Genomic DNA, 25399 nt, shown 5'->3' on the forward strand with positions numbered 1-25399 from the left:
TGACGCAATGAGCCTCGACAACAGGCCGCATTATTCCGGCGGGTGCCAATGCGGCGCCGTTCGTTTCCATGTCGACGGCAAGCTCGGCGATGCATCCGTCTGCCATTGCCGCATGTGCCAGAAGGCGTTCGGCAATTTCTATGCGCCGCTTGTGTCGGTGCGGCAGGCGAAACTGACCTGGACGCGAGGCGAGCCGAAGAAATTCCGCTCGTCGAACTTTGCCTTTCGCGGCTTCTGCGGTGAGTGCGGCACGCCGCTGAGCTACGAGGCACCTGACGGCGTGGCGTTGGCGATCGCCGCCTTCGACGAGCCGGAGGAGATCGCGCCGACGGTGCAGTGGGGGCTCGAGGGCAAGCTGCCTTATGTCGACCACGTCCACGAACTGCCCGGTTATTCGACCGAGGAGGACCCCGAGGCGGCCGAGTTCGTCAACGACATCGTCTCGTTCCAGCACCCCGACCACGACACCGAGACCTGGCCGCCGGAGGAGCGCAAATGACTGTCACGACAGGCGGTTGCCAGTGCGGTGCCGTGCGCTACCGCATCGACCAGGCGCTGGAGAATGCGCATATCTGCCATTGCCGCATGTGCCAGAAGGCATCGGGCAACTACTTCCAGCCGCTGGCCCGCACGCCCAAGGCGAAGTTCTCGGTCACGCGCGGCGAGATCGGCTGGTTCCAGTCGTCCGACATCGTGCGTCGCGGCTTCTGCCGCGACTGCGGCACGCCACTTCTGTTCGACGTGGTTGCCCGCGACACCATCAATGTCGTGCTTGGCGCGCTCGACGATCCAGAAGCGGTGAAGCCGACATTCCAGTGCGGATCGGCCGAGAAGATGCCATGGTTCGGCGAGCTCGACACGGTCGAGTTGTCGGACGATGAAACCGCCTGGTACGCGGCGGTCGCCCCTTCGAACCACCAGCACCCCGACCACGACACTGAACAATGGCCAGCGGAGAAAAGGTCATGACCGAAACTGCAAGGACAGGCGGCTGCCAGTGCGGCGCCGTCCGCTTCCGTATCCACGGCGCGCTGGGGCGCAGCTCGATCTGCCATTGCCGCATGTGCCAGAAGCAGTTCGGCTCGTTCTTCGGCGCCTTCGTCGCGGTGCCGGTGGATGGCATCGAGTGGATCCGCGAGGAGCCGAGCTACTTCCAGTCGTCGATCAACATATCGCGCGGCTTCTGCCAACGCTGCGGCACGCCGATGGCATACCGGCACGCAGAAGGCCTGGAACTGTCGATCGGCTCGTTCGACGACCGGTCCGACCTCGCACCGACGATCCAGATCAACCACGGCTTCCGCCTGCCTTGGGTCGAGACGATCTTCGGCCAGCCGGTGCTCGACAATCCCGACTACTACCAGCGGCAGGAGCAGATCATCTCCTTCCAGCATCCCGATGAAGAAACGGCCAACTGGCCGGAGCATGGACTGAAACTATGAGCGACGAACTGCGCGGCCTCTATCCCGAGATCGAACCCTTCGACAGCGGCATGCTCGATGTCGGCGGCGGCCATCAGGTCTATTGGGAGCGTTCGGGCACCAAGGGCGGCAAGCCGGCGGTGTTCCTGCATGGCGGCCCAGGCGGCGCGACCTCGCCCAAGCATCGCCGCCTGTTCGATCCCGCCTTGTACGACATCATGCTGTTCGACCAGCGCGGCTGCGGCAAGTCGGTGCCGAATGCCTCGCTCGATGCCAACACCACCTGGCACTTGGTCGCCGACATCGAGCGGCTGCGCGAGATGGCCGGTTTCGACAAATGGCAGGTGTTCGGCGGCTCCTGGGGTTCGACGCTCGCGCTGGCCTATGCCGAGACGCATCCGGAGCGGGTGAGCGAACTCGTCGTGCGTGGCATCTACACACTGACCCGCCCCGAGCTCGATTGGTATTACCAGTTCGGCGTCTCCGAGATGTTCCCCGACAAGTGGGAGCGTTTCGTCAAGCCGATCCCCGAGGCCGAACGTGGCGACATGATGGGCGCCTACCGCAAGCGCCTCGTCGGCAACGACCCGAAGGCGCAGCTCGAGGCAGCCCTTGCTTGGAGCACCTGGGAAGGCGAGACGATCACACTGCTGCCCGACCCGGACACCAGCGGCAAGTTCGGCGAGGATCATTTCGCCATCGCTTTCGCCCGCATCGAGAACCATTATTTCGTCCATGCCGGCTGGATGGAGGAAGGCCAGCTGATCCGCGACGCCCACAAGCTGCGCGACATTCCCGGTGTCATCGTCCATGGGCGCTATGACATGCCGTGCCCGGCGAAATATGCCTGGGCGCTGCACAAGGCCTGGCCCGAGGCGGAGTTCCACCTGATCGAGGGCGCCGGGCACGCTTTTTCGGAACCGGGCATACTGGACCAGCTGGTCAGGGCGACCGACAGGTTCGCAGGGAAATGACGATGGCACGCGAACGCATCTATCTCTTCGACACCACATTGCGCGACGGCCAGCAGACGCCGGGCATCGACTTTTCCGTCGAGGACAAGATCGCGATCGCGTCGATGCTCGACGAGTTCGGCCTCGACTATGTCGAGGGCGGCTATCCCGGGGCCAACCCGACCGACACCGCTTTCTTCCAGGAGAAGCGGACGCGCCGGGCGAAGTTCGTCGCCTTCGGCATGACCAAGCGGGCAGGTGTCTCGGCCTCCAACGATCCGGGCCTGGCCACGCTGCTCCAAGCGAAGGCCGACGGCATCTGCTACGTCGCCAAGAGCTGGGACTACCATGTGCGGGTGGCGCTCGGCGTCACCAACGAGGAGAATCTGGAGTCGATCCGCGCTTCGGTCGAGGCGGCGCGTGCCGCCGGCCGCGAGCCGATGGTTGACTGCGAACACTTCTTCGACGGCTTCAAGGCCAACCCCGACTACGCGCTGGCCTGCGCGCGGACGGCCTATGACGCCGGCGCGCGCTGGGTGGTGTTGTGCGACACCAATGGCGGCACCCAGCCGTCGGAGGTGCGCGAAATCGTCGCCAAGGTCATCGCCTCTGGCATCCCGGGCGCCAATCTCGGTATCCACGCCCATGACGACACCGGCCAGGCGGTGGCGAACTCGCTGGCTGCGATCGAAGCCGGCGTGCGCCAGGTGCAGGGCACGATCAACGGCATTGGCGAGCGCTGCGGCAACGCCAATCTGATCACCATCATGCCGACACTGGCGCTTAAGCCACATTTCGCCGAACGTTTCGAAACAGGCGTCTCGTCCGAGGCGCTGGCGGGCATTGCGCGGCTGTCGCGGGCGTTCGACGAGCTGCTCAACCGCGCGCCCGAGGCGCAGGCGCCTTATGTCGGCGCATCGGCCTTTGCCACCAAGGCAGGCATCCACGCTTCGGCGATCGTCAAGGAGCCGAAGACCTATGAGCATGTGCCGCCGGAGACGGTGGGCAATCGCCGCAAGGTCATGGTGTCGGACCAGGGCGGCAAGGCGAATTTCATCGCCGAGCTCAGGCGGCGCGGCATCGACGTGCCCAAGGACGACCGCCGGCTCGATGCGCTGATCGCGGTGGTCAAGGAGCGTGAAGCCGAGGGTTATGCCTATGAGGGGGCGGATGCCAGCTTCGAGCTTCTGGCGCGCGGCATGCTGCACAGCGTGCCGGAGTTCTTCCGGGTGACCTCGTTCCGCTGCCTCGTCGAGCGCCGTTTCGACGCCAATGGCAATCTCAAGACCGTGTCGGAAGCCGTGGTGAAGGTCATGGTCGACGGCGAGGAGAAGATGTCGGTGGCCGAAGGCGACGGCCCGATAAACGCGCTCGACATCGCCCTGCGCAAGGATCTCGGCAAGTTCCAGGACGAGATCGGCGACCTCGAGCTCGTCGACTACAAGGTCCGTATCCTCAATGGCGGCACCGAGGCGATCACGCGCGTGCTGATAGAATCGCATGACTCGACCGGCGCGCGCTGGTGGACGGTCGGCGTGTCGACCAACATCATCGACGCCTCGTTCCAGGCGCTGATGGATTCGATCATCTACAAGCTGATGAAGAACCGCGAGATGGCCGGGCTGGTGGCGGCGGAGTAAAACATGGACGTTAATCAATTTTTCAAGGAAATATACTTGAACGAAATTGAAAGAAAGGACAAACTTGACTCCGGAATAGGGGTAATTCTTACAGCTATTACAGCTGTATCTATATCAATGGTTTACATATTTGAGAAGGTTAGTTCAAAAAATGGATACGATGGAGTTATATTAGTTTCTATATTTTTTGCGATTTGCGCTTTTATGATCGCAATTTCAATTGCCTTCCTAGTCTATGGTTTCCATGGAAGGCCATACCGATACGTTGGCTATGCGAATGATGTCTGGGACTACTACAACAAGTTAATCAGCTACCATGGTGTAAACAAAACAGCTGCGGATTCTGACTTTTTGGCTGAGATGACGGACCAATTCGCGCGATTTGCGACACATAACGCACAAGAAAATGATAAGAAATCAGAAGGCTATTTCCAGGCTAAGCTGTGGTTTGCGTGGAGTTTGCTTCCATTTGCCTGCGGAGTTGTGGTATTCGTACATTTCCTTATCTGGGGGTAAGCGGCGATGATCGACGAGGACAAAGAGGACAAGCGGCCGAGGGAGCAGCAAAAGCCTGAACCTCCGGCAGGTCGAGAAATTAGAGAAGGCTACGAGCCTCCGATAAAAAATTAGTCCGGCTAACTTTCAGTGATGCTCGCTAAGGTGCCAGCCGCAGCGGCTGGCCCTGTCGATTGATCCATCAACGAAAAGCGGGTGGACCATCACTATTTTGAAATGGCGTGCGCTGGCGGGCGGGCGCATAGGTGCCCGCCATGAGCACCAACACGCCTGCGATTTCCCGCGACGAAGCCACCCGCGGCTTCCTGTTTGCCCTGTCGGCCTATTTGATGTGGGGTTTTTTGCCCTTCTACATGAAGGCGGTGGCCCACATTCCCGCCGCAGAGGTCATTGCGCATCGCATCACCTGGTCGATCCCGATCGCAGCGTTGCTGTTGTGGTGGCTTGGCCGTACCTCCGACATCAAGACCGCCTTGCGCACCCCACGCACGCTGGCCATGGGCACGCTGACGGCGACGCTGATCACCATCAACTGGGGCGTTTATGTCTGGGCGATCGGCAACGACCGGGCGCTCGAAACCGCTCTCGGCTATTACATCAACCCGCTGTTTTCGGTGTTCTTGGGCGCTGTCGTTCTGGGCGAGAAGCTGACGCGGGCGCAGACGGTGGCGATCGGGCTGGCGGTGATCGCGGTAGCTCTCTTGACCTGGGAAAGCGGCGGCTTGCCCTGGGTTTCGATCGTGCTGGCGCTGTCCTGGGGCTTTTACGCGCTGTTCAAGAAGACGCTGCCGATCGGCCCGGCGCAGGGCTTCTTCCTCGAAGTGCTGATCCTCGGCATCCCGGCGCTGGTCTACATCGCCTATCTGCAGGGCACCGGTGTCGGCCATTTCGGCACCACGGGGATGACCGACGTCTGGCTGATGCTTGGCTGCGGCATCGTCACCGCCGTGCCGCTGATCCTGTTTGCCAATGGCGCCAAGCTGCTCCGCATGTCGACGATCGGCATCATGCAGTACATCGCGCCGACGATGATCTTCGTCATCGCGATCTTCATCTTCAAGGAGCCGTTCTCGAGCGAACGCGCGGTCGCCTTCGCCCTGATCTGGGCAGCCTTGGCGATCTATACCTGGTCGATGTTTTCCGAGCGCGCCAAAAACGGCTGAGTTTCAGGCGAGGCCGGCCTACAAATGCCTGCCACCTGCGCTTCCGGTACTCGCGTACCTGAATGTACGCTCCGTTCCGGTTCTCGGTAATCGCCATTTTCGGCTCGGCCTGACCTGAAACAGGCCGAGCGTACTTCCGGGTTCGATCCGAACTGGAAACCTACATCTTGTCGATGAGCGACTGCACGCCTTCGGTCGGCGTCGAGTCGGAACCGGCGGCGACCATGATCGCCGAGACCACCGCTTCCGGCTCGTCGACGACCAGCGGCTGGACGAGATGGGAGGTGTGAACGAAGCCCTCGGTCTTCATGTGATCGATGAGCGACAGCATCGGATCCCAGAAGCCCTTGACGTTGGCGAAGACGATCGGCTTGCGGTGATGGCCAAGTTGGGCCCAGGTCATGATCTCGACGATCTCCTCGACCGTACCGATGCCGCCGGGCAGTGCCACGAATGCGTCCGATTTCTCGAACATAAGATGTTTGCGCTCGTGCATGTTGTCGGTGACGATGACTTCGTCGAGCTTGGTGAGCGCGCTTTCCGTTGCTTCCCTGTTCATCAGGAAGCGCGGGATGATGCCGGTGACCTTGCCGCCGGCGCGCCTTGCACCGTCAGCGACGGCGCCCATGATGCCTTTGGTGCCGCCGCCATAGACGAGCCTGACGCCGGCCTTTGCGATCGAATGGCCGAGCAGGTGGCCGGCCTTGATGTAGACCTCGTCGCTGCCCGGCGAGGAGCCACAATAGACGCAGATGGATCGAATCTTGTTCATCGGCTGATTGGGTATTGCCTCCACAGGCAGGGTCAAGCCCGAACGGGGCTTTTTCTTGTCGCTGCCGGCAAAACAAGGTAGACCCGGCGGGCGGCTAGGGGCAGAGAAATATGGCGATTAATCCGTTGAAGATTTTCCTACTCGCAGCAGGCGGCGCGGCCGCTGCTGCGACTGTTGCGTATGTGTCCGGGGCACTCGATCCCTATCTTGCGCCGCCCGCCGCGATCGCGTCCTTGCCGGCACCCGCGGCAACGACGCCGACGGGCGACAAGCCCGCAGATCCGGCCAAGCCGGCAGCCGGCGCAGCGGCGACCACCACCATCACACCGGCGCCCGCAGCGCCTGCCGCAGCCGCAGCCGTGGTCGCCCCGTCCTTCGACGTGGTGCGTGTCGAAAACAACGGTTCCGTGGTGATTGCCGGCAAGGCTGCCGGCAATTCCAAGGTCGAGATCGTGACCGGTTCGAAGGTCATTGGTGCCGCCGTTGCCGGCGCCGACGGCGATTTCGCCGTCGTGCTCAACGATCCGCTGAAGCCCGGCGACTACCAGATCGTGCTGCGCGCTACCGCACCCGACAATGTCGTGGCGACCTCGACAGAGACGGCAGTGGTTTCGGTACCGTCGGATCCGGGCGGCCAGGTGCTGGCCCTGGTCGAGGAGCCGGGCAAGCCGTCGCAACTGATCACCGTGCCGAAGGCCGCCGATGCGCCATCGGCGCCAGCCGCTGGCGAACAGCAGGCAAGCGCGCCTGCGGCAGCGCCCGCAGCACCTGCTGCGGCTGAGCCCGCACCGGCGAAGTCGGCAGCGGCCGCAGCTGAGATCAAGGTGGCCGTCGAGGCCGTCGAGATCGAAGGCAAGAAGATCTTCATCGCCGGCTCCGCTGACGCCGGGCGCAAGGTGCGCGCCTATGCCAACGAGATCCTGATCGGCGAGACGCTGACCTCGCCAGAGGGCCGCTTCCTGATCGAAGCCGAGCGTGAGTTGCCTGTCGGCGACTACATCATCCGCGTCGACGCGCTCGAGCCGAACGGCGCCAAGGTCGTGGCCCGCGCCGCCGTGCCGTTCCAGCGCGAGCCGGGCGAGGCGGTGGCAGCGGTCGCACCGCAGCCGACGGCCCCAGCTGCGCCTGCCGCTGAAGCAACTGCGCCTGCGGCAGAGGCCAAGACGGCGATGGCTGGCGAAGTGCCGTCCAAGCCTGCCGACCCGGCTGCAGAAGCGACGGCACCGGCACAGGCAACTGCTCCGGCCCCCACTGCTACGGCCGACAAGCCGGCTGAAGTCGCCGCCGCACCTGTTACAGCCGAGACCACGACGCCCAAGCTCGAAGCAGTCGACGGCGCCGTCATCATCCGTCGCGGCGATTCTTTGTGGCGGATCTCGCGCCGCGTCTACGGCCATGGTGTGCGCTTCTCGAATATCTATCTCGCCAACCAGGACCAGATCCAGGATCCGGACCGCATCTGGCCGGGCCAGGTGTTCCGTGTTCCCGAGAAGTCCAAGGAAGGCGAGGCGGCCAACATGGACGCCATGGGCGAGCAGGCGATGCCGGCTCCCAAGCCGTAATCACGGGAACGCCTTTCCGGTCATTCCGGGTTGATTGGAATGAGTTCATCGTCTATCGTCGATAAACGATGAAATCATTTTCCTCCACATCTGCCTGTTGCGCACCCGTCAAGGACGTGACGCAGAAGCTTGCCGCGCTGTCGCATCCGGCACGGCTCGAAATCCTGAGATGCCTGGCTGGCGGCAGGTCATGCTGCTGCAAGGAAGTGGTCGAGCATCTCGATCTCGCCCAGTCGACAGTCTCGCAACATCTGAAAATCCTCGTCGAAGCCGGTCTGGTGCGTTACGCGCCGGAGCGGCAGCGGTCGCGTTATGAGATTGACCAGGCAGCACTGCTTGCCGTTTCCGCGTCGGTATCGGCGTTGGTCGAGACCTGCTGCGCCGTCGAAGGCGCAAACATCTAATCAAGGCAAGCACAGTGGCCAGCAAAACCGTATCCGCCGAGCGCGGCTCGACCCTCAGCACGATCAGGAATCTGTGGCCCTATATGTGGCCAGAAGACCGGCCCGACCTCAGGGCGCGGGTGGTGTGGGCGACAGTGTTCCTGTTCGTCGCCAAGCTGACGCTGGTGGCCGGGCCGTACTTCTTCAAATGGGCGACGGATGCGCTCGCCGGCGACCAGCGCACGCCGTTGCCGCTGCCGGCCTTCCTGGTGGCGCCGATCATGCTGGTGATCGCCTACAATGTGGTGCGCATCGTCCAGCTCGGCTTCAACCAGCTGCGCGACGCGCTGTTTGCCCGCGTCGGCCAATATGCGGTGCGCCAGCTTGCCCACCGCACCTTCGTGCACATGCACCAGCTGTCGCTGCGCTTCCATCTCGAGCGCCGCACCGGCGGCCTGTCGCGCATCATCGAGCGCGGCACCAAGGGCATCGAGACGATCGTCCGCTTCACCATCCTGAACACCGCGCCGACGGTGCTGGAATTCGGCCTGACCGCCGGCATCTTCGGCTTCGCCTATGGCTGGAAATATGTGGCCGTGGTGGCCGCGACGGTGTGGCTCTACACCTGGTTCACGGTGTGGGCGAGCGACTGGCGCATCGGCATCCGACGCGAGATGAACGATTCCGACACCGACGCGAACACCAAGGCAATCGATTCGCTGCTCAATTTCGAGACGGTGAAGTACTTCAACAACGAGGCCATGGAGGCCGAGCGCTTCGACCGCTCGATGGCCCGCTACGAGACGGCGGCAACCCGCATCTGGACCTCGCTCGGCTGGCTGAATTTCGGCCAGGGCGTCATCTTCGGCATCGGCATGACGATCGTCATGGCCATGTCGGCGATGGAGGTGATGGCCGGTACCCAGACCGTCGGCGATTTCGTCTTCATCAACGCCATGCTGATGCAGCTTTCGGTGCCACTCAACTTCATCGGCTTCATCTATCGCGAAATTCGCCAGGGCCTGACCGACATCGAGCAGATGTTCGACCTGCTCGATGTAAGCCAGGAAGTGGTCGACAAGCCCGGCGCAAAGGCACTGGTCGTCGGTACCGGCCGTGTCGAGTTCCGCGACGTGCATTTTGCCTATGACCCGAACCGCCAGATCCTGAAGGGCGTGAGCTTCGAGGTGCCGGCCGGCAAGACGGTGGCGATCGTCGGGCCCTCGGGCGCCGGCAAGTCGACAATCTCGCGGCTTTTGTTCCGCTTCTACGACATCCAGCAGGGCGCCATCCTGATCGACGGGCAGGACATTCGCGACGTTTCCCAGCAGAGCCTGCGCGGGGCCATCGGCATGGTGCCGCAGGACACGGTGCTGTTCAACGACACCATCGCCTACAACATTCGCTATGGCCGCGTGAACGCCGACGAGGAGGATGTGCGCAAGGCAGCCGAGTTGGCGCAGATATCAGGCTTCATCCAGCGCCTGCCGGAAGGCTACAAGGCGATGGTCGGCGAGCGTGGGCTGAAGCTGTCGGGCGGCGAAAAGCAGCGCGTGGCGATCGCCCGCACCATCCTCAAGGCGCCGCCGATCCTGATGCTCGACGAGGCGACCTCGGCGCTCGACACCCAGACCGAGCAGGAAATCCAGAGCGCGCTCGACCTGGTCAGCAAAGGCCGCACCACGATCGTCATTGCCCATCGCCTGTCGACGGTCATCTCGGCCGACGAGATCATCGTGCTCGCCGATGGTGGCATTGCCGAGCGCGGCACCCACGCCGATCTGCTGGCGCAGGGCGGGCTTTACGCCTCGATGTGGGATCGCCAGCGCGAAGCGACCGAGGCCGAGGAACGGCTGCGCCAGGCCCGCGAGGGCGACGAGTTGGGCGTCGTCGTGCGCCGCCGCACGCCGGAGGTCACCAACGACGCGGAGTGAGCGGCCGGACCAGGCCGCAGGCTGACATGATCAATTGTAATGCGAGCGGCGATTGCGCCGCTTGCGGCCTGCGATAGCGGTGGGCGCTGCCAATGCCGCGTTGCGGCTGACGGTCGTTTCCGGTAAGCACTCCGGGACTTCAACAGCAACGGCCTCCACTTCATGAGCATAGCCGACACGATCCGCAACGCCTTCGTTCCGGTCCATCGCGAGGGATATCCCTTCATTGCCGGATTTGCGGCGGTTGCCGTCCTGCTGGGCTTCTTTTCTACTTCGCTGTTCTGGATTGGCGCGATCCTGACTGCCTGGTGCGCCTACTTCTACCGTGACCCCGAGCGCGTCACGCCTGTCGACGACAAGCTGGTGATAAGCCCCGCCGACGGCGTGGTCTCGGCCGTGGGCCCCGCCGTGCCGCCGCGCGAGCTCAATCTCGGCAGTGCTGAAATGACCCGCATCTCGGTGTTCATGAATGTCTTTTCCGTGCACATCAACCGCGCACCGGTGCGTGGCAAGATCGTGCGCATCGAACACCGTCCCGGAAAATTCCTCAATGCCGAGCTCGACAAGGCAAGCCAGGAAAACGAGCGCAACGGCATCGTCATCGACAGCCCCAACGGGCAGGTGGCGGCCGTGCAGATCGCCGGTCTCGTCGCCCGCCGCATCCTTTGCTGGGCCGATGTCGGCGGTAACATCGCCGTTGGCGAGCGTTTCGGCCTGATCCGCTTCGGCTCGCGCGTCGACGTGTTCCTGCCGACCCATGCGGTTGCGCGCGTATCCGTCGGCCAGACCGCCGTTGCGGGTGAAACCGTCCTTGCCGAGTTTGGTGGTGCCAGCCATCCGCCGCTGGTGCGGGTCTCCTGATGGTCGCGCCGTTCAAGCCATTCGAACCGCATGGCAGCGGCGGCCCGCGCATTCGCGAAATCCCGCTGCGCATGGTGCTGCCCAACCTGATCACCGTGCTGGCGATCTGCGCCGGCCTGTCGGGCATCCGGCTCGCCTTCGAGGGCCGCTTCGAATCGGCCGTCGTGATGGTGCTGCTGGCTGCCTTCCTCGACGGCATCGACGGCCGCCTGGCCCGCATGCTCAAGGCGACCTCGCGCTTCGGCGCGCAGATGGATTCACTCGCCGACATCGTCAATTTCGGCGTCGTGCCGGCTCTGGTGCTCTACGCCTATCTGCTGGACAAGGCAGGCTCGCTGGGCTGGATCGCAACGCTTTTGTTTGCCATCGCCATGGGCCTGAGGCTGGCGCGCTTCAACGTGCTCGACGAGGATCTCGATCGGCCCGCATGGCAGGCCGAATATTTCGTCGGCGTGCCGGCGCCGATCGGTGCCATCACCTTGATGCTGCCGATGTATCTCGGCTTCCTCGGCCTCGAAGGCACCCGCACCGTGGCCTACATTGGCACCGGTTTCACCATTCTGGTCGCCTTCCTGCTGGTCAGCCGCTTGCCCGTCTATTCCGGCAAGAAGCTGAAGATCAAACGCGAGCACTTGCTGCCGGTGATGTTGCTGGCGGTGTTCTACGTGCTGCTTCTGACCGTCTATCCCTGGCAGACGCTGACCGCCTCGGTGGGCGGATACCTGCTGTTCCTGCCGCTAAGCGCCAGCGCCTACGCACGCCGCTCCAGGATCGAAGCTACCGCAGCAGCGGCTGCGGCCGAGGCGGCTGCGACCGACGAGACCAAGCCGGACGCCTGACGGCGGGCGCCTTTCCGGACTGGCGCTAAGCCGCCAGCCCGAGCTGGTCGAGCGCCAGACGCCGGGCGGCGACATAGTCTGTCTTGCCCGAGCCGAGCACCGGAATCTCGTGCACCTTGATGATGTCGTGCGGCACCATCAGCTCGGTGGCGCCGGCCTGCTTGCCATAGACACGCAACGCCTCGGGATCGGCATTTCCGGCTGTCGTGACCAGCACGATGCGCTCGCCCCGGCGCTTGTCAGGTACGGCGACGGCGGCGTGGCGCTGTTCCGGCCACAGCGCCTGCACCAGCATCTCGACGGCGCCGAGCGACACCATTTCGCCGGCGATCTTGGCAAAGCGCTTGGCGCGGCCCTTGATGGTGATGAAACCCTCGCGGTCGACAGAAACGATGTCGCCGGTGTCGTGCCAGCCTTCGAGCGGCTGCAACTCGCCCGGCCGGTCTGATGTCATGTAGCCCATCATCAGGTTGGGGCCGCTGAGCCAGAGCTGGCCACCTTCGGTGACGCCCTCGACCTCTTCGAGGCGCATGCGCATGCCAGGCAAAAGGCGCCCGACAGTGCCGTCGCGGCCATGCGTCGCCGTGTTGACGGCAACGACAGGTGCGGCCTCGGTCAGGCCGAAACCTTCGATGATCTCGGCATTGAAGCGGCTGCGCCAGACCCGGCGCGTCTCCGCCCGCACCGGCTCGGCACCGGCGACGACGAAGCGCAGGCTGGAGAAATCGCCATCCTCGGCGGTGCGGGCATAGGCGGCGAGGAAGGTATCGGTGCCGAACATGATCGTCGGGAGGATCTTGCGCGCGACATCGGGGATGATCTTGTAGTGCAGCGGCGAGGGGTAGAGGAACAGCCTGATGCCGGTTAGAAGCGGCAGGATGGTGCCGCCGGTCAGGCCGAAGGAGTGGAACACCGGCAGCACGTTGAACAGCTTGTCTTCCGGCGAGATGCTGATGCGCGCCTCGGCCTGCATGGCATTGGCGACAAGGTTGCGGTGCGACAGAACCACCGCCTTGGGCGTGCCCTCGGAGCCCGAAGTGAACAGGATGACGGCCGGCTTCGAGGCGTCCTGTGGCGCAAGCGGCCGCCACCATTGCAGGGCAGCCGTGAGCTTCTCCGAGGTCGTGACGCTGTCGCGCAGCTCTTCCAGCCAGACGATCTTGGCGCCGGCCTGTTCGGCAGCAGTGACGACGTCGCCAAGATCGGCCTTCTGGATGAACGCTCGCGACGACACGATGGTCCTGATCGCGGCCGTCTTGACGGCGGACGCGACATTGGCGGCACCCGCCGTGTAGTTGATCATCGCGGCAACGCGGCCGGCCGAGATCAGGCCGAGCATCGAAAGCACCACGCCATTGGCGTTGGGCAAGAGGATGCCCAGGGCTTCGCCCGGCCTGGACATGTCTTCGAAGCGTTTGCCGAGCACGCGCGCGCCGGTCAGAAGCTTGCGATAGTTGAGCGCGCCGCTGACAACGTCCTCGACGATCGGCCGCGACGGGTCATAGCGCCTGGCAGCGTCGACCATCGAGCCGAATACACCCCGGTCGAGATCAGTGCCGGCAAGCCGCGCTTCGGCGAAGCGGTCGAACAGCGCGTTGGCGGTTGTCGTCTGGCTGTAGCCGGTGCGCTGGAGAAGCTCGGCCATGGTCATCGGGGCAAGGGCAGCGATCCTGAGGCGCTGGAACCAATGGCGCGGTGCGCGTTCGGCAGGCGTCAGCGAGAAGGGCAGGTGGCGGGCGCCGCTGACGAAGATCGGCACGACCCTCGCGTCGGCCTGCATGGCGATGCGCGCAACGGCGCGGAACAGCCGGAACGATTTGACGTCGGGCTCGACGGTGTCGGGCAGGTAAACGGCGAGGCGGCCCTTGCCGCGCAATACCCGGACCAGCCGGCGGCTGACGAAGACATGCTCGGCGTTGAAGGCGATGGTGCGGCCAAGCTCGCGCCACGGCTCGAGCCAGAATGCCTTGGCTGAGGCATCATCGAGGATATGCAGCGTCTGGTCGGGCAGCAGCGACAGCATCAGCGCCGGTTCGAGCCGCGACTGGTGCGAAATGACGTAGATGACGGGAGCTTCGGCATCACGGGCCTGGATCAGGGCGCGGTCCTCGATCCGATAGATCAGCTTGAGCGGCAGATAAAGCAGCGCCTGGCGGAAGCGAATGCCGCGTCCGTGCATCAGAACAGCTGATGCAAGCATCCATGCCGCAACGAAGCCGAGCACAATTGCACTGGCCAGGACCATGCCGCACCTCCCAATGCACGCGAAACCCACCGCGCGCATCGAAACTAGACGATGACGAGGCGACGTCAATGCGCATCGTCATTCCATCCCCTTGGCATCAGGACAGGAAAAAGCCGGTCTTGCGACCGGCTTAAAGCAAAGGGACGGGTGGAGGGGATGGGGGGATGGGGCAACCCGTCCTGAGCACAAGAACGCGGCCGCTAACATTTGGTTCCACGGCAATCATGCTTTTTGCGATTCTTTTTCGATCGGGCTGGACGGGATGGCGGTGTCGCGGGCGTTGGCCCAGTCGCGCCAGGCGTGCCAGAACACAGCGCCCAGCACGATGGCGCCGCCGATAACGCTCGCCATCGGTGGCAACTCGGCCAGGAACAGCCAGGCAAACAAGATGCCGCATGGCACCTCGGCTGTACCGAGCAGGCCGGCTTCGGCGGCGGGAATGCGGCGTGCGCCCTCGGTCCACAAGATGACGGCAAGGGCGAAGGTGAAGCCGAAAATGATCAACGGCGGAATGCTGCTCGGCGGAACGGTGAGCGGATCGGTGACGAGCCAGGCAGGTATTATGCCGAGAAACGCTGAAACCGCGCCTGCCCAGACCACCGAAGCGTTGCGGAAACGCCGGACAAGGGCGGCATAGAGTGCAAACAGGAAGGTCATCATTAGCGCCAGGCTGTCGCCGAAGGCATGGCCGCCGCCAAGCCCGGACCAGACCATGATCGCTACGCCGACAAGGCAGACGGCCGCCGCCACCGCCGTCTGGCGCCTGAACACCTCGCCGACGATCAGCCAGGCGAGCAGTGCGACGACGAATGGCACGGTGGCGTAGATGACCACGACATTGGCGACATAGGTGTTCTTGAAGGCGGCGATGAAGGCGATGCTGGAGATCGTCCCCAGGATGGCCAGTACCCAACCTTGCCAGCCGAGATGCAGGCTTTCGCCGACGCCGTTTCGCCGACGCCACAAGACATAGGCCGAGATCAGCAGGCCGCCGACCAGCCCGCGCCAGGAGGTGATGGTCAGCGGGGCGGCGTCAACAGACTTTGTCAGGATGCCGGCAAGGCCGAAGACGGCGGCCGAGGCTGCGACGAGCAGCATGCCGAGGCGGTGCTGAGCGGCGGTTTCGCTTGTTGTCGACATCTCGGCCTCCCAGGCAGTAGCGTAGCCTATCCCTGTGCCACTGACAGCCTGCTGTCAGGAGACCGGCGTGCTGGGATGGCGCGGAACTGGTTCAATCAGGGAGGAAGATGATGGATGCCGCACAGCTGAAGGCGTTGCAGGCGCCGATGAAGGATTCCTATCGCGACGATGGGCCGCGCGCTGATCACGCTTAGGGCACGCGGCGCCGTCGACGACCAGTCGATTTCCTGCAAGATCGACACCGGCAAGGCGATCGTCACCGCCGGCCTGCATCCAGCGACGGGCGGCAGCGGCATGGAGCTGTGTTCGGGCGATATGCTGCTCGAAGCGCTGGTGGCCTGCGCCGGCGTGACCTTGAAGGCGGTGGCGACGGCACTCGAATTCCGCCTCGGCGAAGCCGTGGTTTCAGCCGAGGGCGATCTCGATTTTCGCGGCACACTCGGCGTCGCCAAGGACGCGCCGGTCGGCTTCCGCGCCATTCGGCTGGCCTTCAAGCTCGACACCGACGAGCCGAAGGATCGCATCGATGCGCTGATCAAGCTGACGGAGAGGTATTGCGTGGTGTTCCAGACGCTGAACGTCAGGCCGGAGCTGAGTGTTTCGGCCGAACGCTAGGATTCTGTCCCTGGCCCCTCGGCCTGGACGCCTCGCAACCGCAATTCCGTCCTCATTCCTGGTCCCGTCGTCCCCTTGCAGCCCGATCAGGATTTCATCTCTCCATAGGCCTGGGGCGAAAGCCGAAATGGGGTCGCTTGCCCGAACGCGCCTCGCCAGCGAGCGACCAGTCGCCGGGCTGAAACAGAGAGGAAAAAAGCGTGACATGCCGGACTGTGTTGCCTCGGCCTCACATTCAGCTATTGGCTCGGGCTTGTATATCAGGCCCCAGAAATATGATGAGACCAGCAAATTATCAGATGTTTTTACAATTTTTCCGTGTATTCCTTATTTAGTTCAGTTGACTTTAAGCAAGTGCTTCCAGACCAATGTCACGTGATCGTGACGCTCGTCTGTCAGGACTCTGCAAAGGGTCGGCAGGGGCGAAGACATGGAGTTGGACCGGACCTGCGGCGCTTGCCGATAGTGTGCGGTTCTTGCGGGGCGGGACAGTCTTGATATGGCCAGGGTGCGCAAAGCTGCGTGGAACATTTGCGCGCTGTTTCGAGGTTGCCGTGGAAACACGGTGCCCAGGAGTTGGCTTGGGCGCCTGTTCGTGATGTCAGGCGTATTGTCCCTGCTGTCGGCGGCTCGACATTCGATGACCGGTAAGCGGATCTGTGAGCGCGCTGCGCCACGATCCTCGACGCAGTCTTTCCTTGCAGCCCTGGCGGAGCGGTTTTCCGATCTCGCTTCATTGTCCGACACGATCAGGTGCAAGGCAAACGCCGTAGCGCTCGCGCTGTCGGCGATGCTGATCCTGCTCTCGCCGATCGCTGCCAGGGCCGCCGATGGCGACGGCTGCAACTATCTCAGGAACAATCCCGGCTTTTATGACAATGCCACCTACAACGTCAGCAGCACCGGCCCGACCACCATCATCAATCAGGCGCCGTTCGGACCGCAGACCGGCATCGTCAATTTCGCGGCGGGAACCGAAGTCTATTACGCGTACACGGTCTCCAGTTCCGCGGTGAATGCCAGGCTGAACCGCGCGCCTCTCGCCGGCGTCGCCACCGTCTTTGTCGATTCGAACATCAGCAACAGCGGCAGCATTACACTGCCGGTAGATACTCGTTCCATGGCAGCTTCGGCCTATGTGCCGGGAGCCGGCTCCGGGACGGTGACCTGGACGATCTATTGCGCTGCGCGTGCAACCCAGGCCGTTGCTTCGGCCACGGGCACGGTGGGCACGGCGATAAGCTTCACGCCGGTCACGGCCTCGTTCGGCTACGGATCCTACACCTATGCGCTGAGCGGCGGCACGCTGCCTTCCGGCCTTGCTTTCAACACCGCAACCGGGGCCATCACCGGTACGCCGACCGCCGCACTCGCCGCCACCACCTTCACCGTCACCGTGACCCACCAGGGAATGGGCTCGGCGTTCAAGACCTTCCAGCTTACGGTCAATGCGGCGGCGCCGACGATCGCTGCGGCCTTCAGCCCGACCTCGGTCGCCACTGGCGTGTCCTCGACACTGACCCTGACGATCACCAATCCGAATGCCGCAACGCAACTGACCGGCGTTGCGGTGTCTGCAGCGGCGCTGCCGGGGGGGCTCACCGGATCGAGCGCGACGACGACCTGCAGCGGCGGCACCGCCACGCTGGCCGGCGGCACGCTGAGCCTGTCCGGCGCGACGCTGAATGCGAGCGCTTCATGCACGGTGTCGATCACCGTCTCGTCCGCCACGCCGGGCTCTTACAGCTACACCAGCGGCACGGTATCGGCCTCCGGCCCAACCCCGGCTTCGGGAAGCACCGCAACGACGCCGACACCGCTCACCGTCACAGCACCCGCGCCGACGGTGACCTCGGTTGCGCCGACAACAGGCCCGGCCGCAGGCGGCACGTCGGTCATCATCACCGGCACCGCCTTCACCGGCACGATGGGTGCCGGCGGCGTGCGCTTCGGCGCAACCAATGCGACGACCTACACGGTCAACAGCGACACGCAGATCACGGCGGTTGCGCCGGCTCATGCCGCGGGTATCATCGACGTCACCGTCGTCGCGCCGGGCGGCACCAGCGCCACGAGTGTCGCCGACCGGTTCACCTATGTCGCGGCACCCGTCGCCAGCTCATTCACCGCGTCGGCTGTCGCTTATGACGTCAGCAATGCGACCTTCAGCGTATCAGGCCATGCGACGAACAGCCCGACCTTCTATGCGGTGGGCTCGGCGACCACGGCCCAGGGCGGTTCGGTATCGGTCAATGCCGCCGGCCTCGTCACCTACACCGCGCCGACCGGCTTCCGCGGCAATGACAGCTTCACCTTCACCGCGACCAATCTGGGCGGCACCTCCGCCCCGGCGACGGTCACCGTGCCGGTCAGCAACCCGGTGCTGGTCTCCGTCTTCCCGGTCGGCTCCGGGACACGCGGCACAGCACTTTCGGGCGTCCAGATCGACACCACCGGCGGCAGGTCGCCCTACAACTGCTCGACCGCGCTGAACAGCGGCGCGCTGCCTGCCGGCACGCAGCTCAACAGCGATTGCACGATATCAGGCACGCCGGCGGCAAGCGGCACCTTCACCTTCACCGCCAGTGTGACCGACAGCTCGCTCGGCACCGGTCCCTTCACCCAGGCAACCGGTCCGCTCGTGCTGACCATCGCCGCGCCGACGATCACGCTGTCGCCTGCTTCCGGCGCGCTGCCGGGCGGCTCGGTCGGCACCGCCTATTCGCAGAGCTTCACGGCGGGTGGCGGCACCTCCACCTACGCCTATGCGCGCACGGTGGGGACGCTGCCCCCGGGCCTGACCCTGACCGGCGGCACGCTGTCGGGAACGCCGACCACCACCGGCACCTTCAATTTCGATATCACTGCGACCGACAGCTCGACCGCGGGCAGCGGCGGGCCGTACTCAAGGGTGCAGTCCTACAGCATAACGATGGTCCAGGGCGGCCAGACGATCAGCTTCGGCCCGCTGCCCAATGCCTCGCTCTCGGCCTCGCCATTGACCTTGTCGGCAACGGCGTCGTCGGGCCTGACGGTCGACTTCGCCTCGACGACAGCGACCATCTGCACGGTTTCCGGCACCACGCTGACCTTGCACCAGATGGGCACCTGTTCGATCACCGCCAGCCAGGCGGGCGACGCTGACTGGAACGCGGCGAGCGACGTCGTGCAGAGCTTCACCGTCACCCCGGCCAATCTGGTGCTCACCGCCGGTGCAGAGTCGGGCAACCAGGTGGGCGCCAGCTACAGCCAGTCCAACACAGCCTCGGGCGGTATCGCCCCCTATAGCTTTGCGCTCAATGCCGGGGCGTTCGTCCCCGGCACGAGCATCGATCCGAACACCGGCCTGGTGTCGGGCACGCCGACAATGGCCGGCACGTTCAGCTACATTGTCGCTGTGACCGACAGCCAGGGCCCGCCAGTCACGGCAAGCGGCCAGGTCACCACGACGACGATCGCCAAGGGCAACCAGACCATCAGCTTCACCTCCACTGCGCCCGGTAATGCTGCGGCAGGCGGCGCCGCCTACACCGTGACCGCGACGGCGACGTCAGGACTTGCCGTGGTCTTTTCGGTCGACGGCGCCAGCACCGGCTGCGCAGTGTCGGGCAACTCGGTCACCTTCACCAGCGCCGGTACCTGCACGATCAACGCCAACCAGGCGGGCGATTCCAACTGGAACGCAGCACCTCAGCTCCAGCAGAGCTTTGCCGTCGTGGTGGTGCCCACAGTGACCGGCGTGTCGCCGCCCTCGGGCCCCGTCAGCCAGGTGGTGACGGTCTCCGGCACCGGATTCAGCACGACGCCGGGCAACAACATCGTGCGGTTCGGCGGCGTGGCCGGCAGCGTGACCGCAGCCAGCGCGACCTCGCTCACGGTGACTGCGCCTGCGACCGGATCGGGTCCGGCGATCGTCACTGTCACCGTCGACGGCCAGACCAGCACCGAAACCGTGACCTTCACCTTCATCGACAAGCCGATCGCGGCCGACAGGTCAGGCGTGGTCGTCGCCTTCAACAGCCCAGGCACGGCAATCGACCTGTCAGGCTCCATCTCAGGTGGCCCGCACAGCAGCATCGCCATCGGCACGGCTCCGACCCAGGGCACGACGTCGATCGCCGGCGATGTCGTGACCTACACCCCGACATCAGGTTACACCGGGCCTGACAGCTTTACCTACACGGCAACCGGTGCCGGCGGCACCTCCAACATTGCCACCGTCTCGCTGGAGGTGATCGAGGCGGTTCCGACCGCGCCGACACGCTCGGTCGCAGCCCAGGCCGGCAGCATCGTTACCTTCGATCTCACCGGCGGCGCGACCGGCGCACCATTCACCGGCGCAGCGATTGTGTCGATCACCCCTGCCGATGCCGCCGAGGTGGAGCTGGTCGAGGGCGGAACGGCGATGAACCGCAGCTACAGCCTGCGCTTCACATCCCGCAGCAATGAGGCGCAGGCGGTCACCATACTCTACACCCTGAGCAATGGCGGCGGCACGTCGGCGCCGCTCAGCTTGATCGTCCAGATCGACGCGCGCCCCGACCTGTCTGATGACCCCGACGTGCGCGGGCTCGAGGCTGCCGAGACGGGTGCTGCCCGCCGCACGGCCGAGACGCAGATCCGCAATTTCGGCCGCCGCCTGGAGCAGCTGCATGACGGTCGCTGCGCGCCAGGCATGGGCGTCAGCCTCAATCTCGGTATCCCGACAGGGGCCACGGCGGAGCAGCAGCGGGCCAATGACGATCCGACCCAGCCCGGGTGGATCGGCCGCGACGGTCGAGCGATTGGTCAAGGCACGGGTCCGCTTCAGGCGGCCGATGACACCAGCAGGGGAACGGCGGCCAACGGAACGGCCGCAACAATCAATGCGGACAGGTTTGGTTCAGGCGTCAGCTGCGACGACGGTTCGCCGCTGCGCGATCCGGGCAATATCGAGCTGTGGAGCAACGGTGAGGTAACGATCGGCAGCCGTGACGCGACCACCGGCACGGATCGCTTCGACATCTCTACCTCCGGCCTGACCGCTGGCGCTGACATCGTCCTGGCCCCCGGCGTCACCATCGGCATTGGCGGCGGCTACGGCCGTGACCAGACTGATGTCGGCAGCAATGGCTCGCAGGTCGAGGCCAGCTCCTGGGTCGCCGGCGCCTATGGCAGCTTCCGGCCAACGCCCAACGGCTTCATCGACGTCCTCGCCGGCGCCGGCGGGATCGACTTCGATCTCACCCGCTACGTCGGTGCTGCCGACAGCTTTGCCACCGCGCAGCGCAATGCCGACCTGTTCTTCGGGTCGGTTCGCGCCGGCATCGACCGCAATGACGGGCCGTGGCGCTGGTCGCTGTTCGGCGGCATCGAGGCGTCGCGCACCAACTTCGGCGCTTACGTCGAGGTCGGGCCGGAGAGCTATTCGCTCGCCTATGATGAGCGGGGAATGGACACGATCGACGGTCTCGTGGGCGGACGCATCGAATACAGCTTCCTGTGGGGCGACACCGTGCTCACCCCGCGCGGCCGGTTCGAATATCGCTACGATTTCGAACAGGCCGAGGGGCAGCGCGTGCGCTTCGCCGACTGGATGACCGGACCGTCCTTCATGATCGACGCGGACGGCTGGTCGCGCAGCCAAGTGACGGCCGAGCTGGGCATCGGCGCGGCGCTGCCGACAGGCTGGCAGATGGGAGCCGATGTCACCGGCAACCTGTCTGGCAACAGCCGGTCGATCGGGCTGCGGCTGGAAATCTCGCAGCGCTTCTGAGCGCCCTAACGATGACGAGGCACTGGATGGGTGCCTCAGCGGTTGGACCTCGGCCGGTCCGGATTGGGTTGGCGCGCGACTTTGAGCAGGGGCGTCGCCAGGGATGCGCCTTTCCGCGCCCTCGGGTCAGGACCGGCCTTGTGTCCTAGTCCAGTCGTCGCAGTGCAGGCTAGTCAGGATCTCGTCTTTCCCAGTCCCATCGGCAAGGCAGAGGCGGCGAATCGGCGGGGCGCCGGTGTGCCTGTAGCCGAACCGCTTCTGCAGCTCCCATGACGCTTCGTTTCCGGTAACATAGCCGTTGTGCAGTTCGCGCAGGCGCAGCGTCTCGAACGCGAAGCGGATGCGCGCGCCGAAGGCTTCGCTGCCGTAGCCCAGGCGCTGGCAGGCAGAGCTGATCCAGATCCCGCCGCCTGCTGTGCCGCGTTCCATCTCGCCATTGTTCAGGCTGACGCCGCCCACAAGCGCGTGGTCGGCCTTCCGCTCGATCGCAAATTCGTAGTCGGGCAAAGTAGCCTGGTCCGGTGAAAGCCGCCGGCAATGCTCGAGCCATTTCAGCCCGTCAGCGCGTTGATAGGGATGCGGGACGAAGGCCAGCCATTGCGCGACGCCGATGTCGTTCAGGCCGTCGACGAGCTGGTCGATGTCGTCTGGCCGCCAGGGGCGAAGCATGAGCGCTTCGGTTTCAAGGACGGTTTCCATGTTCACCCGTTGTTGCAACTGGTGCGAGGCCCAATGCTGTGGTGCTGGGGCTTTCGCGCTGGCTTCCGCTGACGTCGCCCAGCGAAGATGACATTGTTTCCGAGCCAAGCGGCAAGGCTCGCCGTCGCATTTTCCATTGGTGCACGGCAAAGGCTGCGACCGGCGCGCCGGCGATGGTATGGGCTACGGCATTGGCCTGCCTGCAACAAAAAGGCTCGCCGGATGGCGGCGAGCCTCTCAAGGCATGATTTCCCCCGGGTCGGGGCGCCGCCTTCAGTTGGCGGCGAAGCAGTAGAACAGACCGTCGCCGCCCGTTCCCTTCAGGGCCTCCTGGCTGCAGCCGCCGCGCGAGGCATGCGAGGAGTTCCAGGATTTGGCGGCGGCGGAATCGTCGAGGCCCATGCGGTCGTGGTGGCCCATCATGGCCACACCCTCGGCGCCGTCGAGGGTCCAGTCGCCGCAGGTCTGGTCGGCGATCCTGGTGCCGTCAGGCTTCGAGCCAGTCAGGATGTCGTGCTTGTTGGGCTGGTCGCCGCGGCCATTGATGGTGTTGCCCTTCTCGTCGAGGGCGGTTTCCTTGTTGATGTTGTTGGCGTCGCTGTGCAGCGACGCGACATCGTCGGCGATCTTCTGGCCCTTGGCATTGACCCACGGGCCCTTGCCGATGCGGTCCTTGGCATCGGCGTCCTTGGTCGAGAGATAGGCGTGCCAGGTCTTGCCGGTCGAGCCGGCGGCTTCGGCCAGGCTCTGGCAATGGGCGTCGGCGCCGGCCAGGCCGCCGAGATTGGCGCCCTTGCCGAGGCCGGTGCCGGTGACGAAGAAGCTCATCGTGGCGTCCTGGGCGCTGGCGCCCGACAGACCTGATAACAGCAGCGCAGACATCAGAAGAATGCGTTTCATCGAGTGGTCCTCCCTCATTTTCTTGCTTGAGGGCCGCAAAACTAGGACCGGCCGAATTCACCGGCCAATCACGCTTGCGTGTCGCCTACATCGGCCAGACGAGCATCAGCATCGGTACGGCAACGACGATGACAAGCAGCGACAGCGGCAGGCCGAGGCGCGGATAATCGGAGAATTTGTAGCCGCCGGGACCCATGACCAGCGTGTTGCACTGGTGGCCGATGGGAGTGAGGAAATCGCAGCCGGCGCCGATCGCCACCGCCATCAGGAAGGCTTCGGGGCGAAAGCCCAGCGTGGTGGCAAATCCGGCGGCGATGGGCGCGACGACAAGCACAGTGGCGGCATTGTTGAGGAATGGCGTGACCGCCATCGCCACGACCATGATCAGCGTCAGCGCACCGGCAGGCGGCAACGTCGAGGCGAATTCGGCGAGCCAGGCGGAAATGATGTCGGTGGCACCGGTCCGGCGCAGCGAGTCGCTGACCGGGATGAGGGCGGCAAGCATGACCAGGATCGGGCCGTCTATGGCACCATAGACCTCGCGCAGCGGGATGACGCGGAACAGCACCATGGCGACGGCGGCGGTGAAGAAGGCGAGCGGCACCGGCAAAAGGCCAAGAGCGGTGGCGCCCATCGCCGCGACGAGGATGGCAAGCGGGACGATGCCGCGCCTGAAACTGCCGAGCAGGATCGGACGCTCGGCCAAAGGCAGGCAGCCGAGCTCGCGCAATATGTCGGGCATGGTCTGCGGGTTGCCCTGCAGCACGACGACGTCGCCAAGGCGCAGGATGACGGCGCCGAGCCGCTCCTGGATGCGTTCGCCCTTGCGGCTGACCGCCAGCAGATTGACGTTGAAACGGTCATAGAGCGCCAGGCGCTGGGCCGAGCCACCGATCAGGGTGGAGTTTTCGCCGATGATCGCCTCTACGGCGGTGGCCGCGTGCTTGCCGCCGGCGGAATCACGGCTGCCGGTGACGCTGAGCTTGGCCTGGGTGACGATGCGGTCGAGCGCTTCAGGCGCGCCTTCGATCAGCAGGATGTCGCCCTCGCGCAGCACGACGTCGGGGAACGGCGTCACATGCAGGGCGCGCGAACGCAGGATCGAGGTGACCACCGCGCGGCTGCCTCCGAGCTTCAAAAGGTCGGCCAGCGTCTTGCCGACGACGGTGGAGTCGGCGACCAGGCGGGCCTCGGTGACGTAGTTGTTGACGTCGAGCGCCTCGTGGATCGAGGCCGAGGCGCGGGTGCGGATCGGCAAGAGCCAGTAGAACAGCACGAGGAAGACAAGGCCGGAGACCGCAAGTGCTGCGCCGACAGGGGTGAAGTCGAACATCGAGAAGGCTTCGCCGGTCATTTCCTGGCGCACGCGCGACACCACGATGTTGGGTGAGGTGCCCACGAGTGTCATCAGGCCGCCGAGCAGCGAACCGAAGGCCATCGGCATCAGGAAAACCGAGGGCGAGGTGTTGGAGCGGCGGGCAAACTGGAAGGCGATCGGGATCATGATCGCCAGCGCGCCGATGTTCTTCACGAAGGCCGACAGGATGGTGACGATGAGCACCAGCAGCGCCAGTTGCGCCCTGACGCTCGAGACATCGGGGGCGAAGCGCTGGATGGCATATTCCATGATGCCGGAGCGCGCGACGCCGGCGCTGACCAGGAGTGCCGAACCGACGATGATGACGATGTCGTCGCTGAAGCCGCTGAACGCTTCGGCCTGCGGCACGATTCCGATCGCAACGGCTGCGATCAATGCGCCGCAGGCGACGAGATCGTAGCGGAACCGGCCCCAGACGAATGCCGCCATCATCAGCGCAATGACGGCGAAGGACATCATCTGGTCGGTGGTCATGCGGCCGATGTCCCCTACGTTGATATATAGCGCCCTGATGGGCGCCTGGTGGCATAGAGCGCCCGGACGGGCACTTGTAAGACGTCCATTCCACGCATCGCTGCGATGCGCTCAAGCTTTGGTCAACGCGACAGCGGCGACATCGTTGC

General features: G+C 64.6%; 19 protein-coding genes and 1 pseudogene. 14 read left to right on the forward strand and 6 right to left on the reverse strand.

Annotated elements, in window-relative coordinates; all coding sequences use genetic code 11:
* The first annotated feature begins 7 nt into the window (after positions 1-7).
* The 7 genes from ACSQ3E_RS08205 to rarD all read left to right on the forward strand — a co-directional run bounded on the left by ACSQ3E_RS08205 (position 8) and on the right by rarD (position 5693).
* On the forward strand, positions 8-499 hold the full coding sequence (locus ACSQ3E_RS08205; protein ID WP_436122297.1) for a GFA family protein: 492 nt from the start codon (positions 8-10) through the stop codon (positions 497-499).
* Positions 496-969, forward strand: a complete 474-nt coding sequence (locus ACSQ3E_RS08210; protein ID WP_436122298.1) for a GFA family protein — start codon at positions 496-498, stop codon at positions 967-969. The genes ACSQ3E_RS08205 and ACSQ3E_RS08210 overlap by 4 nt, the downstream gene beginning before the upstream one ends.
* A complete protein-coding gene (locus ACSQ3E_RS08215; RefSeq protein ID WP_436122299.1) occupies positions 966-1442 on the forward strand; it encodes a GFA family protein in 477 nt (158 codons plus the stop codon). Before ACSQ3E_RS08210 ends, ACSQ3E_RS08215 begins: the two co-directional genes overlap by 4 nt.
* Entirely contained in the window at positions 1439-2395 is a 957-nt protein-coding gene (pip, locus tag ACSQ3E_RS08220) for a prolyl aminopeptidase (RefSeq protein WP_436122300.1), read from the forward strand. The genes ACSQ3E_RS08215 and pip overlap by 4 nt, the downstream gene beginning before the upstream one ends.
* Positions 2392-4014 (forward strand): citramalate synthase, encoded by a 1623-nt coding sequence (gene cimA / locus ACSQ3E_RS08225; RefSeq protein WP_436122301.1) that lies wholly within the window; start codon positions 2392-2394, stop codon positions 4012-4014. The genes pip and cimA overlap by 4 nt, the downstream gene beginning before the upstream one ends.
* 36 nt (positions 4015-4050) lie before the next feature.
* Positions 4051-4530 carry a hypothetical protein gene (locus ACSQ3E_RS08230; protein ID WP_436122302.1) on the forward strand — a complete coding sequence of 160 codons (480 nt, stop codon included), beginning with the start codon at positions 4051-4053 and terminating at the stop codon, positions 4528-4530.
* Positions 4531-4775: 245 nt separating this feature from the next.
* Positions 4776-5693 carry an EamA family transporter RarD gene (rarD, locus tag ACSQ3E_RS08235; protein ID WP_436122303.1) on the forward strand — a complete coding sequence of 306 codons (918 nt, stop codon included), beginning with the start codon at positions 4776-4778 and terminating at the stop codon, positions 5691-5693.
* 160 nt (positions 5694-5853) lie between these two features.
* Here the strand turns inward: rarD and ACSQ3E_RS08240 are convergent, their stop codons facing one another.
* Positions 5854-6465 carry a TIGR00730 family Rossman fold protein gene (locus tag ACSQ3E_RS08240; RefSeq protein ID WP_310324612.1) on the reverse strand — a complete coding sequence of 204 codons (612 nt, stop codon included), beginning with the start codon at positions 6463-6465 and terminating at the stop codon, positions 5854-5856.
* Positions 6466-6575: 110 nt separating this feature from the next.
* Between ACSQ3E_RS08240 and ACSQ3E_RS08245 the strand changes: the two genes are divergently transcribed.
* The 5 genes from ACSQ3E_RS08245 (at position 6576) to ACSQ3E_RS08265 (ending at position 12044) form a co-directional block, all read left to right on the forward strand.
* A complete protein-coding gene (locus tag ACSQ3E_RS08245) occupies positions 6576-8027 on the forward strand; it encodes a LysM peptidoglycan-binding domain-containing protein (RefSeq protein WP_436122304.1) in 1452 nt (483 codons plus the stop codon).
* 68 nt (positions 8028-8095) lie between these two features.
* Entirely contained in the window at positions 8096-8431 is a 336-nt protein-coding gene (locus tag ACSQ3E_RS08250) for an ArsR/SmtB family transcription factor (protein ID WP_436122305.1), read from the forward strand.
* 14 nt (positions 8432-8445) lie between these two features.
* Positions 8446-10344 carry an ABCB family ABC transporter ATP-binding protein/permease gene (locus ACSQ3E_RS08255; RefSeq protein WP_436122306.1) on the forward strand — a complete coding sequence of 633 codons (1899 nt, stop codon included), beginning with the start codon at positions 8446-8448 and terminating at the stop codon, positions 10342-10344.
* 162 nt (positions 10345-10506) lie between these two features.
* Positions 10507-11205 (forward strand): phosphatidylserine decarboxylase, encoded by a 699-nt coding sequence (locus tag ACSQ3E_RS08260; protein WP_310324622.1) that lies wholly within the window; start codon positions 10507-10509, stop codon positions 11203-11205.
* Positions 11205-12044 (forward strand): CDP-alcohol phosphatidyltransferase family protein, encoded by an 840-nt coding sequence (locus ACSQ3E_RS08265; RefSeq protein ID WP_436122307.1) that lies wholly within the window; start codon positions 11205-11207, stop codon positions 12042-12044. The genes ACSQ3E_RS08260 and ACSQ3E_RS08265 overlap by 1 nt, the downstream gene beginning before the upstream one ends.
* Before the next feature lie 25 nt (positions 12045-12069).
* Here the strand turns inward: ACSQ3E_RS08265 and ACSQ3E_RS08270 are convergent, their stop codons facing one another.
* The gene (locus tag ACSQ3E_RS08270; RefSeq protein WP_436122308.1) at positions 12070-14289 is read right to left on the reverse strand and encodes an AMP-binding protein; all 2220 of its coding nucleotides are present in this window, start codon (positions 14287-14289) and stop codon (positions 12070-12072) included.
* Positions 14290-14511: 222 nt separating this feature from the next.
* Complete coding sequence (locus ACSQ3E_RS08275; protein WP_436122309.1) at positions 14512-15429, reverse strand: DMT family transporter; 918 nt, start codon at positions 15427-15429, stop codon at positions 14512-14514.
* Positions 15430-15539: 110 nt separating this feature from the next.
* On the opposite strand from ACSQ3E_RS08275, the pseudogene ACSQ3E_RS08280 reads away from it, so the two are divergent.
* Both ACSQ3E_RS08280 and ACSQ3E_RS08285 read left to right on the forward strand, forming a co-directional pair.
* Positions 15540-16044: pseudogene (locus tag ACSQ3E_RS08280) on the forward strand (OsmC family protein).
* A 736-nt stretch (positions 16045-16780) separates the two neighbouring features.
* Positions 16781-21799: an autotransporter domain-containing protein gene (locus ACSQ3E_RS08285; protein ID WP_436122310.1), complete on the forward strand. Its 5019-nt coding sequence runs from the start codon at positions 16781-16783 to the stop codon at positions 21797-21799.
* Between the two features lie 126 nt (positions 21800-21925).
* Here the strand turns inward: ACSQ3E_RS08285 and ACSQ3E_RS08290 are convergent, their stop codons facing one another.
* From ACSQ3E_RS08290 to ACSQ3E_RS08300, 3 genes are all read right to left on the reverse strand, one after another.
* On the reverse strand, positions 21926-22498 hold the full coding sequence (locus ACSQ3E_RS08290) for a GNAT family N-acetyltransferase (protein ID WP_436122499.1): 573 nt from the start codon (positions 22496-22498) through the stop codon (positions 21926-21928).
* A gap of 273 nt (positions 22499-22771) precedes the next feature.
* Complete coding sequence (locus ACSQ3E_RS08295; RefSeq protein ID WP_436122311.1) at positions 22772-23398, reverse strand: hypothetical protein; 627 nt, start codon at positions 23396-23398, stop codon at positions 22772-22774.
* An 85-nt stretch (positions 23399-23483) separates the two neighbouring features.
* Complete coding sequence (locus tag ACSQ3E_RS08300; protein ID WP_436122312.1) at positions 23484-25250, reverse strand: SLC13 family permease; 1767 nt, start codon at positions 25248-25250, stop codon at positions 23484-23486.
* Positions 25251-25399 lie beyond the last annotated feature (149 nt).

It is taken from the genome of Aminobacter sp. LjRoot7 (genome assembly GCF_964252895.1).
GTDB lineage: Bacteria > Pseudomonadota > Alphaproteobacteria > Rhizobiales > Rhizobiaceae > Aminobacter > Aminobacter aminovorans_B.

Bases quoted from the DNA above. Each gene is read 5' to 3' on its own strand.
- ACSQ3E_RS08205 (WP_436122297.1), top strand. From the start codon at position 8: ATGAGCCTCGACAACAGGCCGCATTATTCCGGCGGGTGCCAATGCGGC.
- ACSQ3E_RS08210 (WP_436122298.1), top strand. From the start codon at position 496: ATGACTGTCACGACAGGCGGTTGCCAGTGCGGTGCCGTGCGCTACCGC.
- ACSQ3E_RS08215 (WP_436122299.1), top strand. From the start codon at position 966: ATGACCGAAACTGCAAGGACAGGCGGCTGCCAGTGCGGCGCCGTCCGC.
- pip (WP_436122300.1), top strand. From the start codon at position 1,439: ATGAGCGACGAACTGCGCGGCCTCTATCCCGAGATCGAACCCTTCGAC.
- cimA (WP_436122301.1), top strand. From the start codon at position 2,392: ATGACGATGGCACGCGAACGCATCTATCTCTTCGACACCACATTGCGC.
- ACSQ3E_RS08240 (WP_310324612.1), bottom strand. From the start codon at position 6,465: ATGAACAAGATTCGATCCATCTGCGTCTATTGTGGCTCCTCGCCGGGC.
- ACSQ3E_RS08245 (WP_436122304.1), top strand. From the start codon at position 6,576: ATGGCGATTAATCCGTTGAAGATTTTCCTACTCGCAGCAGGCGGCGCG.
- ACSQ3E_RS08250 (WP_436122305.1), top strand. From the start codon at position 8,096: ATGAAATCATTTTCCTCCACATCTGCCTGTTGCGCACCCGTCAAGGAC.
- ACSQ3E_RS08260 (WP_310324622.1), top strand. From the start codon at position 10,507: ATGAGCATAGCCGACACGATCCGCAACGCCTTCGTTCCGGTCCATCGC.
- ACSQ3E_RS08265 (WP_436122307.1), top strand. From the start codon at position 11,205: ATGGTCGCGCCGTTCAAGCCATTCGAACCGCATGGCAGCGGCGGCCCG.
- ACSQ3E_RS08270 (WP_436122308.1), bottom strand. From the start codon at position 14,289: ATGGTCCTGGCCAGTGCAATTGTGCTCGGCTTCGTTGCGGCATGGATG.
- ACSQ3E_RS08275 (WP_436122309.1), bottom strand. From the start codon at position 15,429: ATGTCGACAACAAGCGAAACCGCCGCTCAGCACCGCCTCGGCATGCTG.
- ACSQ3E_RS08290 (WP_436122499.1), bottom strand. From the start codon at position 22,498: ATGGAAACCGTCCTTGAAACCGAAGCGCTCATGCTTCGCCCCTGGCGG.
- ACSQ3E_RS08295 (WP_436122311.1), bottom strand. From the start codon at position 23,398: ATGAAACGCATTCTTCTGATGTCTGCGCTGCTGTTATCAGGTCTGTCG.
- ACSQ3E_RS08300 (WP_436122312.1), bottom strand. From the start codon at position 25,250: ATGACCACCGACCAGATGATGTCCTTCGCCGTCATTGCGCTGATGATG.